This window comes from Bacillus sp. NEAU-Y102, assembly GCF_054788175.1.
In genome coordinates, this window is the sequence record NZ_JBTWFK010000004.1 from 46,602 (window position 1) to 59,961 (window position 13,360).

Consider the following 13,360-nt stretch of genomic DNA (forward strand, 5'->3'; position numbering starts at 1 on the left):
ATAGCATTTGCATGCACTTGTAATTGGTGGAACAGGAATGCTAAAGAAAGTTTCTATGTGGCTTTGTGAGAAAGGATTTTATGTTTCTATTATCGGGCGAGATGAAGTGAAATTAGAAAATGTTAAGCGAATGAGTTCTGCACCAGAAAATATTACATGCCTTTCGTTAGATTATCATAATGATGAAGATGTAAAGCTAGCTATTAAAAGTACAATTAAGAAAAATGGCCCGATCACATTAGTTGTTGCATGGGTACACACAAGTGCAAAGCATGCACTATCAAATATTTGTAAAGAACTAGATTTGTCGTCTAAAACATATAGTTTATTTCATATTTTAGGTAGTAAAGCATCACGTATGCCTGCACAAAAAATAGGGAGTACGCGATGTATTTATCATAGAATTATTTTAGGTTTTATTTTAGAAGATACATATGGAAGATGGCTTACTCATGAAGAGATAGCTGATGGAGTTATAAAAGGGATTGAAAGTAAACGAGCGGAGTGGATTGTAGGGAGAGTTGAACCGTGGGAATTACGACCAACATGGTGAGGGGGAGTAAGAAATGAAAACAACTATATATGTAACAAGGCATGGTGAAACAGAGTGGAATGTAGCGAAGCGAATGCAGGGACGGAAAAATTCTGCTTTAACTGAAAATGGTATAGTTCAGGCGAAACAATTAGGGAATCGAATGAAAGATTTACCAATCCATGCGATCTATAGTAGTCTGAGCGAAAGAACACTTCATACGGCAGAGTTAATAAAGGGGGAACGTGATATACCTATTATAGCGGATGAGCATTTCTATGAAATCAACATGGGTATATGGGAAGGACAAACAATCGCGGATATAGAAAAGCAATTTCCAGAAGAAGTACATCTGTTTTGGAATGAGCCACATCTTTTTCAGTCAACATCAGGCGAAAATTTTGAGGCCGTTTATGAAAGAGTAATTGAAGGGATGCAGCTTCTTTTAGAGAAGCATAAGGGACAAAGCATATTGATTGTTTCTCATGCGGCAGCAGCAAAATTACTTGTAGGGCATTTCGCGGGAATTGAAATAGAAAATGTGTGGGATGATCCATTTATGCATAGTGCTAGTTTGAGCATAATAGAATTTGAAGAGGGTATTGGTAAAGTGAAACAATTTGCAGATATAAGTCACTTTCAATAAATGTAAAAAAGGCCGCAAAACGGCCTTTTTTTGGTGGTATAAAAACTAGCAGTTACGTTTTTTATACCAGAAGTGATCAAATTTCTTATTTTTGCAAGATGGGAATTTATGTCCGCCTTTGCAATCATTCCATTTGTGCCCATCATCGTGACAGTCTTTACCATGATCACATGAATCATCGCAAGAGCCGCCGTGTCCGTGAGGGAAGAATTCGCATTTTTTACAGTAACATCGTTTAGTCCAGTAAAATTTCTTTTCAAAACGTACACATTTTGTAACGAAAGTACAATGTTTTCTACGCGTACGTTTTGTAACTAAAACGCATTCTTTTCTACGTGTTACTTTCGTAACGAACGTCCATTTTTGAACGCGTACACGAGTACATTTCGTAACAAATGTCCACTTTTTAACGTGAGTACATTTTGTAACAAATGTACAATGTTTCACACGAGTACATCTTGTTCTTGGGCATTTACAATCGTCGCTACACTCAATTTTTGAAGAGCAATCGTCATCACATTCGAATGTGCTTGGATCTTGGTGTAAGAAATCCTCCATCCCAGCACTTTTGATTTCTTCAACAGCTTTTCTAATATCACGTTTCATAGAAATCCTCCTTATCATGTATTAAGTTGAAAAGGTATTCTTTTTCCTTAACATGATATGAGAGATGACGTCTTTCTGAACAGGACAAGAGTGTAATTTTCTATAAATAGATGATAGCGGATGTATGGACAAGACAAGGCGCATACATTGAATGAAGAGAACTGAGAAGGGATGAGAAAATATGTTACCTTCATATGATTTTTTTGTTCATCCAATGTACTTAGTGGAATTGAAAAAAGACATTTGGTCAGATAGTCCAGTGCCAGCAAAATTAACTTATGGAAAAAAGAAATATGACATTGATATCGTATACCGAGGAGCTCATATTCGTGAGTTTGAGAAAAAATCTTATCATGTTATGTTTTATAAACCAAAAAAATTTCAAGGTGCGAAAGAGTTTCATTTGAATTCTGAGTTTATGGATCCGTCTCTCATACGAAATAAACTATCGCTAGACTTTTTTCATAACATTGGTGTACTTTCGCCAAAATCACAACATGTATTTATAAAAATTAATGGTCAAATTCAAGGTGTGTATTTACAGTTAGAATCAGTTGATGAAAACTTTTTGAAAAATAGAGGATTACCGAGTGGTTCTATTTATTATGCGATAGATGATGATGCGAATTTTTCATTAATGAGTGAACGAGATAAAGATGTTAAGACGAAGCTCTTTGCGGGTTATGAATTTAAATATTCGAATGAAAATAGTGAAGAACAACTGAGTGAATTTGTATTTCAAGCGAATACTTTGACGAGGGAAGCCTATGAAAAAGAGATTGGGAAGTTTCTACATGTAGATAAATATTTACGATGGTTAGCAGGAGTTATTTTTACGCAAAACTTTGATGGTTTTGTCCATAACTATGCACTATATCATAACGATGAAACAAATTTATTTGAAGTTATACCGTGGGATTATGATGCGACTTGGGGGCGAGATGTACAAGGGAGACCGCTTAATCATGAATATATCCGCATTCAAGGGTATAACACGCTAAGTGCAAGATTGTTAGACATACCTGTGTTTAGAAAGCAGTATCGAAGTATTTTAGAAGAAATATTAGAAGACCAATTTACAGTTTCGTTTATGAGGCCGAAAGTAGAAGGATTGTGTGAATTGATTCGTCCATATTTACTACAAGATCCATATATGAAAGAAAAATTAGAAACATTTGATCAAGAGGCTGATATGATTTATGAATATATAAATAAAAGAAGAAAGTATATACAAGACCACTTATATGAATTGGATTAATTTTGAAAGAGATTGAAACGTTATCAATCTCTTTTTTTTTGTATAATAAAGATGTATCAATAAAAGTGAAGTAATATATTTGAAAGAGAATGGGGATGCGGATATATGACGATTAAATGGATTGATTGGGTAAAACAAATACAATCTATAACCCAAGCAGGTTTAACGTATTCTAAGGATGTGTACGATATAGAACGCTTCCAACAATTACGAGACATTTCGATTTCGATGATGTCACATTACACAAAAACTGATTGGGAAGTTGTAGAGAAATTATTTGCAAGTGAGACAGGCTATCAAACACCTAAAGTTGATATAAGAGCAGTTGTTTTTCAAAATGAAAAGTTATTATTTGTGAAAGAAAAAAGCGATGGGAAATGGGCATTGCCAGGTGGATGGGCTGATGTCGGTTATACGCCAACCGAAGTTGCAGCAAAAGAGGTTGTCGAAGAGACGGGTTATGAGGTAGATCATTTTAAGTTACTAGCTATATTTGATAAAGAAAAACATCAACCATCTCCATCGGCGACGCATGTATATAAGATTTTCATTGGATGCGAGATTATTGGTGGAGAAAAGAAAACTAGCATTGAAACAGAAGAGGTGGAGTTTTTTGGTGAAAATGAATTGCCTAATTTATCAATTGCTAGAAATACAGAAGACCAAATTAAAGAGATGTTTGCCTACATGAAAGACCCGCAGAAAGAGAAATTAATAGATTAATCCTGCTTGAATTGTACATATTGTTAAAATGAAGATATTGGCAGATTGCAGCCTTTATGTAATAATGGGATGGTATGTGAAGAAAAAAGGAGATAAAAAAGAACATGTTAGCAAACATAATAGATCAGTTATTGCAATTTTTTGCAAGCTTAGGTTACTTTGGAGTAGCTCTTGCTTTAATGATTGAAGTAATCCCAAGTGAAATTGTACTTTCGTATGCTGGCTTTTTAGTAGCGGATGGTAAAATTAGTTTTGTGGGTGCAGTTATCGCCGGAACTATTGGTGGTACTTTAGCCCAAATCTTTTTATACTGGCTTGGATACTACGGAGGGCGTCCGGTTGTAGAGAAATATGGGAAATATCTGCTTATTAATAAACACCATTTAGACATAGCGGAAGGTTGGTTTAAGCGTTATGGAGCTGGCGTAATATTTTCTGCGCGCTTTATCCCAGTAGTACGTCATGCAATCTCTATTCCAGCAGGACTAGCTAAGATGCCATTAAAACTATTTACGCTTTATACGGTTGTAGCGATCATTCCATGGTCAATTCTATTTATATACTTAGGTGAAAAACTTGGTGGGAATTGGCGACAAATTAAAGAGTATGCATCTGATTACACACATTACATAATTATAGGAGCTGTTCTTTTTATTGCTCTATACTTCGGTTTAAAATATTTGAAAAAGAAAAAAACAACACGCTAAAGTCAATGATAATTCATTGGCTTTTTTTATTTGTTTCGGTTCGGTTCTAAAAAAAAAGAGTTGTCCATAATGTATAATAATAAAGCGTAGCGGAGGAATGTGATGAAAGGGTCACCGTTTATACGTGGAACGATATTTTTAACGATGGCAACGATGATATCAAAAATGTTAGGGTTTATATATGTTATACCATTTACAGCAATGGTCGGTACGAGTGGGTACGTTTTATATACGTATGCATATCGCCCCTATACAATTATGCTCAGCATTGCGACAATGGGATTACCACTTGCAGTTTCAAAAATGGTATCAAAATATGATCAACTGAATGATTATCATACGGTTAAGAGAGTGTTGAAAAGTGGAATCGTGTTTATGTTTATAATGGGAGTCATTTCGTGTTTTACGTTATATATGCTAGCTCCGCATTTAGCTAAGCTTGTCATCGATGGGAATGATCAAACGGGGAATAGTGTAGGAGCGGTTACTACTAATATTCGAATTGTAAGTTTTGCGTTAATACTTGTGCCAGTAATGAGTTTATTAAGGGGCTTCTTTCAAGGATTCCAATCGATGGGGCCTTCTGCATTAAGTGTAGTTGTAGAGCAATTTTTTCGGGTTTTAACCATTTTAATAGGAAGCTTTGTCGTTTTATATGTTTTAAAAGCGTCTGTTTCATTAGCGGTTGGTATTTCAACGTTCGGTGCATTTATGGGAGCTGTAGGTGGATTAACTGTTTTAAGTGCATATTATATAAGAAGGAGAAGGCACTTAAAGAAAAAAGAGATGGCAAGTATACCACAAACAACAAAATCCTTTTTCTCATTGTATAAGGAGCTCTTTACATATTCTATTCCTTTTGTTGTGGTGGGCTTAGCAATTCCGTTGTATCAGACTATTGATACATTTACAATTAATAAACTACTTATACAAATAGGGTATATGCAAGGAGAAGCGGAAAAAATTAATGCGATAATTGGTCTTGTTCAAATGGTTGTGCTCATCCCGGTATCCGTTGCGACAGCTTTTAGTATGTCTCTCGTACCAGAGATGACGAAAGCTTACACAGCAGGAAATACGAAGCTATTGTACAAACATTTTACGAGAACAAATGTATTAGTAGTAGCGATTACGGTGCCGGCTGCAATTGGAATGATTGTGTTAGCCAAGCCTGTATATACTCTTTTATTCGGTGCTGGAAATGATCCAGAGATGGGGAGAATCATTTTACAGTATTATGCTCCTGCTTGCATACTATTTTCTCTTTTTACAGTAACGGCTGCTATGCTACAAGGAATCAATCAACAGCAGAAGACGGTGCTAGGACTAGTGATTGGAATTATTGTGAAAATAGTTTTAAATATTGTATTGCTTCCGTATTTCGATTATGTAAGTTTTATTATTTCAACATACGCGGGCTATACGATTTCAGTTGGGTTTAACTTGTGGATGCTTTCTAAATATGTTATAAAGGCAACATAAGCTTTTAAGGCAGAGAGCACTCTGTCTTTTTCTATGTTTATAATATTTTTCTTATAAAAACGTTTTCAAAATAATTTTTCTATTGAAATTTAAACGTATGTTTCATATGCTGAGAATGGCGGTTTAAAAACTGTGATTTAAGAGAGGTAGATTCCTACATGTAAAAAGAATCGGGGTGATAGTATGTTAAATATATATTTAACAGACCGAAACGGAAAACTACAAGAGATTGAGGAAATGCAAAAGGGGTGCTGGATTAATGTACTTCATCCAACAGAAGAAGAAATTCAATATCTAGTACAAACTTTAAATGTAGACTTAGATTTCATTAAAGACCCTTTGGATGATGAAGAACGCTCTCGTATTGAAAAGGAAGACAATAATACTTTAATTATCGTGGATATTCCGACAGTTAGACATGACGAAGAAGGAAATTCGATTTATGACACGATTCCAATAGGTATGATTGTGATGCCAGATTGCTTTGTGACAATTTGTTTAGAAGAAAACCCAATTTTTGAACGTTTTATTAATCAACGTATTAAAGAATTTTATACGTTTAAGAAGACGCGCTTTGCACTTCAGCTCTTATATACGATTTCTACTTATTATTTAAGATACTTAAAGCAAATAAATCGAAAAACAATTGATTTAGAGCATCAATTAAATCAGTCAATGAAAAATAAAGAGATTTTCACATTATTAGGCCTTGAGAAAAGTTTAGTATACTTTACAACGTCATTAAAGGCTAATAAAATTGTGATTCAAAAGTTAATGCGTAATAGTACATTTTTAAAAATGTATGAAGACGATCAAGATTTATTAGAAGATGTATTAATTGAAAATAAACAGGCTATTGAAATGGCGGAAATATATAGTCACATTTTAAGTGGAATGATGAATACTTTTAGCTCCGTTATATCAAATAATTTAAATAGTGTTATGAAACTGTTAACGTCAATTACGATCATTTTATCTTTACCGACGATGGTTTCTAGTTTCTTTGGAATGAACGTAAAGGTTCCGTTTGAAGGGGAAGCCCACGGTTTTGTAATTGTACTCATCATATGTGTAACACTATCTTTCACGTTAGCTTTTGTTTTTTGGAAGAAACGTTACTTTTAACGATAAAAAAGCTGCTCTAGCATAGTTATATAACTACGCTAGAGCAGCTTTTTTGCTATGAAATCTCAAATTTTGAATAGAATATAACTTGTACAATGTAATGTATATAAAGGGTATGTATTCCATATAAACCTTGTCCAATTAATGAAATGGGGTTAAAATTACATATTGTTAATGAAAAGTTGGAGGAAATACATCATGGAATTGTTTCAATTACCGAAAGCATTCCTGCAAATGAATACAATTTTTATCTCCATATTGATCGAAGCACTTCCTTTCGTGCTCATTGGTGTATTTATTTCAGGATTCATTCAAATGTTCGTGACAGAAGATATGGTAGCAAAATGGATGCCGAAAAACCGATTTCTGTCTGTTTTAGTAGCTACTTTTTTAGGGATGTTGTTTCCAGGTTGTGAATGTGGAATTGTTCCGATTGTAAGACGATTAATCGGAAAAGGGGTTCCGCCATATGCGGGGATTGCATTTATGTTAACTGGGCCAATTATTAATCCAGTTGTTTTATTTGCAACATACGTTGCCTTTGGAAGTAGTATGCACATGGTATGGTATCGTTCTATTGTAGCGATTATCGTAGCAATTATCGTTGGAATTATATTATCATTTATGTTTAGAGAACATCAATTAAGAGATGATCACTTCCCAGAAGTGAATCATAAGCGTCCATTACGTAAAAAAATGTGGGATGTATGTACGCATGCTGTTGAGGAATTTTTCTCGATGGGAAAATATTTAGTATTAGGTGCGTTAATTGCAGCTGCAGTTCAAACGTTCGTACAAACTTCAACACTTCTTGCTATAGGACAAGGGCCGTTCTCTTCACCAGCTGTTATGATGGGACTTGCTTACATATTATCACTTTGTTCAGAAGCGGATGCGTTTATTGCTTCATCATTCCAAAGTACATTTTCAACAGCATCACTTGTCGCGTTCCTTGTTTACGGACCGATGGTGGATATTAAAAATATGTTTATGATGCTTGCGACATTTAAAACGAAATTTGTAATTGTCGTTACAGTTACAGTTACACTTGTTGTTTATGCAAGCTCACTACTCATTTATGCGATGGGGTGGTAGGTTATGTTTCGAGCGTATATATTATTAGGTTTTACAATATTAATTGCGCAGCTTCATATTTCGGGTAACATTACGAAGTATATCAATATGAAGTATGCTTATTTATCAACAACAGCAGCAATTATTTTAGGTTTCTTAACGATTGTACAAATTATCGTCGTTTTCCAAAAAGAGCACCAAAAGGAAAAAGAGAAAAATGATTGCAGTTGTGACCATAGCCATTGCGGGCATGATCATTCAAAAGATGAGAATACATGGTGGAAAAAAGCATTTTCGTACTCATTGTTTTGTTTTCCAATTATCTCAGGCTTATTTTTCCCGATTGCAACGTTAGATTCAGATATTGTTAAGGCGAAAGGATTTCATTTTCCTGTTGCACAAGCAGAAAGTAAGGATCCATTTATGACAAGACAATTTCTAAGACCTGATACGAGCATTTATTACGGGAAAGAAGGATACCGCGGTGTAATGGAAAAAGGGAAGAAAGAGTTTGTTACGAAAGACAATATTAATTTGAAAGATGAAGACTTCCTAAAGGGTATGGAAACAATTTATAATTATCCTGGCGAGTTTACTGGGAAAAAATTATCTTTTAAAGGGTTTGTTTTTAGAGATGATTCTTCTAAAAAAGAACAATACTTCTTATTCCGTTTCGGTATTATACATTGTGTAGCAGATTCTGGTGTGTATGGTATGTTAGTGAAAAAACCAGAAGGTGTAGAATGGAAAAATGATGATTGGATTCAAATAGAGGGAGAAATTTCTACTGAATTTTATCAGCCGTTTCATGCGAATATTCCTGTATTAGAAGTAACGAAATGGAATAAAGTTGAACAGCCGAAAGAACAATATGTATTTAGAGGGGCCGATTGATAAGATCGGTTCTTTTTTGTGGACTAAAAGTTCTGAATGTTGTTAATATTAAACGTGTAGTTCATTTCGTATAGTGATTATTGAAATATTAGGGATAAATCATTAAAGGGGTGATAACAATGACAGAAGTAAAGGGGAAAACAGCCAATGAGTCAAGGGTGTTCAAAACGAGCCGAGTATTCCCAACAGATTTAAATGATCATAACACGCTATTTGGTGGGAAGATATTAGCGGAGATGGATATGGTTGCTTCTATTTCAGCATCCAGACATTCGAGAAAGGAATGTGTCACAGCATCTATGGACTGGGTCGATTTCTTACATCCTGTTCGTTCTTCAGATTGTGTTAGTTATGAATCTTTCGTAATTTGGACGGGAAGAACTTCAATGGAAGTGTTTGTGAAGGTAGTGGCTGAAGATTTAATCTCAGGTGAGAAGCGTATAGCGGCAACGTCATTCGTTACTTTTGTGGCACTTAGTAAGGAAAATAATCCAGTTCCTGTACCGCGTGTTATCCCTGAAACAGAAGAAGAGAAAGAATTACATCGTATTGCTGTGTTACGTGCAGAACAGCGTCATATACGTAAGGCAGAGAGTAAGAAAGTAGCCACATTGTTAACCTTTTGAGATGAATATTTAGCCATTTAATTTACTATAGTAGGCGGAAATGGTTTTAAAATGAAAAGCGGACACCTAAAAATAGGTGTCCGCTTTTATAGTTTTTTCATCCACATATCATATGACAGTAGCTACTTAGCAGAAGCAAGCAGCACCGACGATGATTAAGAGGATAAATAATACGACTAGTAGCGCAAATCCATTACCATGTGCGAAGCCCATTGTTATTTCCTCCTTTTATTTTAAGATACAACATACAATATGCAAATGAGCTATTGTTTGATATGGACATATATCATGCAATGACATATTTTCTTGAATGATAATGTAATAAAAAAGGGAAGATATAGAAATAACAGTAAGTGGAGAAAGGAATTTATCCATGAAGCACTTTTTCGCTATAATTCTTTGTTTAATAGGTGTATTCATTTGGATGAACATCGATGTGGAAATGGGGAAGGAAATGGCTAGTGAATATGAATTAGGACAAGTTCGATTAGGTGAATTTCAACTATATACGAACGGTGAAGAGTTATATAGAAAATTATTTGACGATATAAACGATGCAGAAAAGTATATATATATCCATTTTTATATTGTAGGAAAAGATGAAATAAGCCAAGAGTTTTTACAGTTATTAGAGAAAAAAGCATCTAGCGGAGTAGAAGTGAAATTGTCAGTCGATCGGATAGGCGGATATAAGTTGAAGAAAAAGGTAATTAGCCGATTAAAGGAAAACGGTGTGAAGTTTACATTTAGTAAAAAACTGAAACTGAAAAATGTGTTCTATTCTTTGCATCAACGGAATCATAGACGCATTGTTACCATAGATGGAAAGATATCATACGTCGGTGGCTTTAATATCGGAAAGGAGTACCTTGGACAAGATCCGAAGTTTGGGCCATGGCGTGATTATCACGTGCGCATCCATGGTGATGGTGCAGCGGATATGGAAAGAAAGTTCGCCGAAGATTGGAAAGAAGATACAGGAGAAAAAATGCCTATACATGAAAGTATACCTACATTAGGGAATGTGAAATATCAATATTTATTTTCAAATGGAAAAGGCTTATGGGAAAAGTATGGGGCACTTTTAAAAAAGGCTAAAAAGTCTTTAATTATCGCTACACCATATTTTGTACCAAGTAAAGAAATGGTGAAAGAGTTAAAAGCTGCATTAAATCGTGGTGTTAATGTAAAAATTCTCGTGCCATTTAAAAGTGATGCCATATTGTTAAAACAAGCTGCCTATCCATATTTGAAAGATATGTTACATGCTGGAGCGGAGATTTATCAATATCGAAATGGATTCTTTCATGGGAAAGTAACAATCATTGATGGAGAAATTGTTGATATTGGGACAGCGAATTTTGATAATAGAAGTTTTTATTTAAATTGCGAGTCTAACTGTATCATATATGATAAAACAGTTGTTGATGAAGTATGGAGTCGATTACAGGTAGACTTTCATAAATCAAAACGATTTTCTGAAGAAGATTTTGAGAAAATTAGTGGATGGGATTGGTTTTTAGCAAGAATAGCGAATGTTTTAGCATCATATTTATAGCATATGGACAAAAGAGAAGGGAGGCGCTTTAATGGACTGTATGAAAGAATTAATGAGATATAGTTATATGCTAATATACAAGGTTGGAGAGTATGCTGGAAAGGTCAGAGACGAAGAATTAAAAAATCTATTACAGCACCATTTACCATATATGTTACAAGCATATAATGAACAAGTAAATTTTCAAGAAGGAGAGAATGTGCAGCATATAACCTGTGAAACAACGGAGTTTGGTTTGCATGAAATGGAAAAGGAAACAGTTAGTAAATATACAGGGGATATTCATATTGCAACCTGTTATATTGCGCACTTGAAACGATTAGCTTTAAAGTTTGCTCAAGTTGCAGTGGAAGTTGCTAATCCGGAGTTTCGCTCATTTTTGGAAAATTGTTTCTTGAAAATGAACCGTTACGCTTATAGTGTGTGGCAATATGTTATGAAGAAGGAATATAAGATTACACATCTATATGAAAATGAAAAGTTTGCATGAGAAACTAAGGCGGAATGGTATGCGCCTTAGTTTTTTTACGTCCATTGAGAGGGGAAAACTAGTTTTATTGTGTATCAATTGGAAATGAAATATATAAATTTAAATTAGGTTTTGTTATCAGAAAATTTACAAAAATTTACCGTATATTTACTGTTTTTCAATCTCTTCTTTAAAAATAGAGAGTAATATGAGGTTGTACATATTCTATCACAAGGGGGAAACGCAAATGAATAAATGGGTTAAATCATTAACTGCTATGGCACTTGCAAGTTCTTTATTAATGGTAGGTTGTAGTAAAGGTGAGGACAAGAAGAAAGAAGACGAAACAACAACACAACAAGAGGACAAAAAGGATAAAGAAACAAGCGGAACTGAGAAGTCTACGGATTCTAAAGAAAAGAAATAATGTAATAATAGAGCTTCCTCTTTTATATGAGGAAGCTTTTTTGTTGTAAATTGATTGAGATTATTGAAAAATAGAAAGAGAATGAAAGAGGGGGAAAACAAATGAAAGTATGTATATTGGGAGCAACAGGACGAGTAGGTTCAAATATAATTAATTTAGCATTAAAGGATTCAGCTGAAGTGACTGCATTAGCGCGTGATTTAAATAGAATAGAAATACAACATGAAAGGTTACGAGTGATAGAAGGTAATGTATTGAACGAAGAGGATATAAAGAAAGCGATAGAAGGAAGTGATATAGTAATTAGTGCACTTGGAACGGATCAAAATAGAACATTAGCGAAGAGTATGCCACAAATTATAAAGCAAATGGAAGAAGCAGGGGTTCATAAAATTATTACAGTAGGAACAGCCGGTATTTTACAAGCAAGAACAAATCCAAATTTATATCGCTTCCAATCAACGGAATCCAAAAGGAAAACGACAACAGCAGCAGAAGATCATTTGGCTGCATACAAGGTACTAAGTAATAGTAATAATTTATGTTGGACAGTTGTTTGTCCGACACATTTAATAGATGGTGAGGCGACAGAGGTATATCGAACTGAAAAAGATATATTGCCAGAAGGTGGATCAAAAATTACAGTGGGTGATACGGCACACTTTGCATGGGATCTATGTAAGAAAAACATATATGAAAATAGCCGAGTAGGTATTGCATATTAAAAAACCATCCCGAAGTCGGGATGGTTAAAAGATGATATAACATACGAAGATGATAATCATAATGATTTGGAGAATTGCTTTCGCTACTGTACTGCTTAAAAAACCAACTACAGTAGCGACTCCAACTAGAAAGGCATCTTTTGGCGCTTTTTTATGCACTAGTTCTGTTATAAATACTGATAAGAACGGTATGATAATAAGTCCGAATGGTGGGAAGAAAAACGATCCAACAATGATAGAAATCATTCCGACACGTTCGCCCCATTTAGAACTACCGTATTTTTTTAAGAAATATCCATTTGCAATAAAATCAGCAACGAAAATGAAAAGAGTGAAAATGACTTGAACAATCCAAAAAGAAGTTGTTAATTCTCCTCCATTTATACCGAAATGGTAAATCAAATATCCAGCCCAGACAGCTAGTATGCCAGGGATAATTGGATAAATAAAGGCGAGAAATGAAACAATGAAACAGGCAATGATACAAATTGTTAATAAAACAGTCACT

The 13,360-nt window shown here is 34.5% G+C and carries 17 protein-coding genes; 14 read left to right on the forward strand and 3 right to left on the reverse strand.

The features are described from left to right. Positions 1–7 precede the first annotated feature (7 nt). The gene (locus tag ACYFX0_RS12045; protein ID WP_000543118.1) at positions 8–553 is read left to right on the forward strand and encodes a short-chain dehydrogenase; all 546 of its coding nucleotides are present in this window, start codon (positions 8–10) and stop codon (positions 551–553) included. Positions 554–566: 13 nt separating this feature from the next. Beyond that, positions 567–1,178 (forward strand): phosphoserine phosphatase 1, encoded by a 612-nt coding sequence (locus ACYFX0_RS12050; RefSeq protein ID WP_460270574.1) that lies wholly within the window; start codon positions 567–569, stop codon positions 1,176–1,178. A 45-nt stretch (positions 1,179–1,223) separates the two neighbouring features. On the opposite strand, the gene exsB is transcribed toward ACYFX0_RS12050, so the two are convergent. Next, positions 1,224–1,784: an exosporium protein ExsB gene (gene exsB, locus ACYFX0_RS12055; RefSeq protein ID WP_000817480.1), complete on the reverse strand. Its 561-nt coding sequence runs from the start codon at positions 1,782–1,784 to the stop codon at positions 1,224–1,226. Between the two features lie 181 nt (positions 1,785–1,965). Here exsB and cotH point away from each other — a divergent pair, with 181 nt between their 5' ends. The 8 genes from cotH (at position 1,966) to ACYFX0_RS12095 (ending at position 9,673) form a co-directional block, all read left to right on the forward strand. Continuing rightward, complete coding sequence (gene cotH, locus ACYFX0_RS12060; protein WP_306692069.1) at positions 1,966–3,042, forward strand: spore coat protein CotH; 1,077 nt, start codon at positions 1,966–1,968, stop codon at positions 3,040–3,042. Positions 3,043–3,147: 105 nt separating this feature from the next. After that, positions 3,148–3,765, forward strand: coding sequence for an NUDIX hydrolase N-terminal domain-containing protein (locus ACYFX0_RS12065; protein ID WP_000153595.1), 618 nt, complete (start codon positions 3,148–3,150; stop codon positions 3,763–3,765). Between the two features lie 104 nt (positions 3,766–3,869). After that, the gene (uptA, locus tag ACYFX0_RS12070; RefSeq protein ID WP_000880690.1) at positions 3,870–4,472 is read left to right on the forward strand and encodes an undecaprenyl phosphate transporter UptA; all 603 of its coding nucleotides are present in this window, start codon (positions 3,870–3,872) and stop codon (positions 4,470–4,472) included. A 102-nt stretch (positions 4,473–4,574) separates the two neighbouring features. After that, positions 4,575–5,954: a putative polysaccharide biosynthesis protein gene (locus ACYFX0_RS12075; RefSeq protein WP_000678844.1), complete on the forward strand. Its 1,380-nt coding sequence runs from the start codon at positions 4,575–4,577 to the stop codon at positions 5,952–5,954. Between the two features lie 183 nt (positions 5,955–6,137). Further along, a complete protein-coding gene (locus tag ACYFX0_RS12080; RefSeq protein WP_000932389.1) occupies positions 6,138–7,079 on the forward strand; it encodes a magnesium transporter CorA family protein in 942 nt (313 codons plus the stop codon). A gap of 198 nt (positions 7,080–7,277) precedes the next feature. Next, positions 7,278–8,174 carry a permease gene (locus ACYFX0_RS12085; protein WP_000418726.1) on the forward strand — a complete coding sequence of 299 codons (897 nt, stop codon included), beginning with the start codon at positions 7,278–7,280 and terminating at the stop codon, positions 8,172–8,174. A 3-nt stretch (positions 8,175–8,177) separates the two neighbouring features. Then, positions 8,178–9,047 (forward strand): TIGR03943 family putative permease subunit, encoded by an 870-nt coding sequence (locus ACYFX0_RS12090; protein ID WP_000488058.1) that lies wholly within the window; start codon positions 8,178–8,180, stop codon positions 9,045–9,047. Positions 9,048–9,166: 119 nt separating this feature from the next. Further along, positions 9,167–9,673, forward strand: coding sequence for an acyl-CoA thioesterase (locus ACYFX0_RS12095; protein WP_000141164.1), 507 nt, complete (start codon positions 9,167–9,169; stop codon positions 9,671–9,673). A 126-nt stretch (positions 9,674–9,799) separates the two neighbouring features. Here the strand turns inward: ACYFX0_RS12095 and ACYFX0_RS12100 are convergent, their stop codons facing one another. Beyond that, positions 9,800–9,886: a YjcZ family sporulation protein gene (locus ACYFX0_RS12100; RefSeq protein ID WP_000505094.1), complete on the reverse strand. Its 87-nt coding sequence runs from the start codon at positions 9,884–9,886 to the stop codon at positions 9,800–9,802. Between the two features lie 160 nt (positions 9,887–10,046). On the opposite strand from ACYFX0_RS12100, the gene cls reads away from it, so the two are divergent. The 4 genes from cls to ACYFX0_RS12120 all read left to right on the forward strand — a co-directional run bounded on the left by cls (position 10,047) and on the right by ACYFX0_RS12120 (position 12,852). After that, the gene (gene cls / locus ACYFX0_RS12105) at positions 10,047–11,231 is read left to right on the forward strand and encodes a cardiolipin synthase (RefSeq protein WP_002083284.1); all 1,185 of its coding nucleotides are present in this window, start codon (positions 10,047–10,049) and stop codon (positions 11,229–11,231) included. Positions 11,232–11,262: 31 nt separating this feature from the next. Beyond that, the gene (locus ACYFX0_RS12110) at positions 11,263–11,721 is read left to right on the forward strand and encodes a spore coat protein (protein WP_000340543.1); all 459 of its coding nucleotides are present in this window, start codon (positions 11,263–11,265) and stop codon (positions 11,719–11,721) included. Between the two features lie 226 nt (positions 11,722–11,947). After that, complete coding sequence (locus tag ACYFX0_RS12115; RefSeq protein ID WP_001045962.1) at positions 11,948–12,127, forward strand: hypothetical protein; 180 nt, start codon at positions 11,948–11,950, stop codon at positions 12,125–12,127. A 101-nt stretch (positions 12,128–12,228) separates the two neighbouring features. Next, entirely contained in the window at positions 12,229–12,852 is a 624-nt protein-coding gene (locus tag ACYFX0_RS12120) for an NAD(P)-dependent oxidoreductase (RefSeq protein WP_000861641.1), read from the forward strand. Between the two features lie 24 nt (positions 12,853–12,876). Here the strand turns inward: ACYFX0_RS12120 and ACYFX0_RS12125 are convergent, their stop codons facing one another. Beyond that, positions 12,877–13,359, reverse strand: coding sequence for a DUF456 domain-containing protein (locus tag ACYFX0_RS12125; protein WP_322217825.1), 483 nt, complete (start codon positions 13,357–13,359; stop codon positions 12,877–12,879). Position 13,360: the final 1 nt, after the last annotated feature.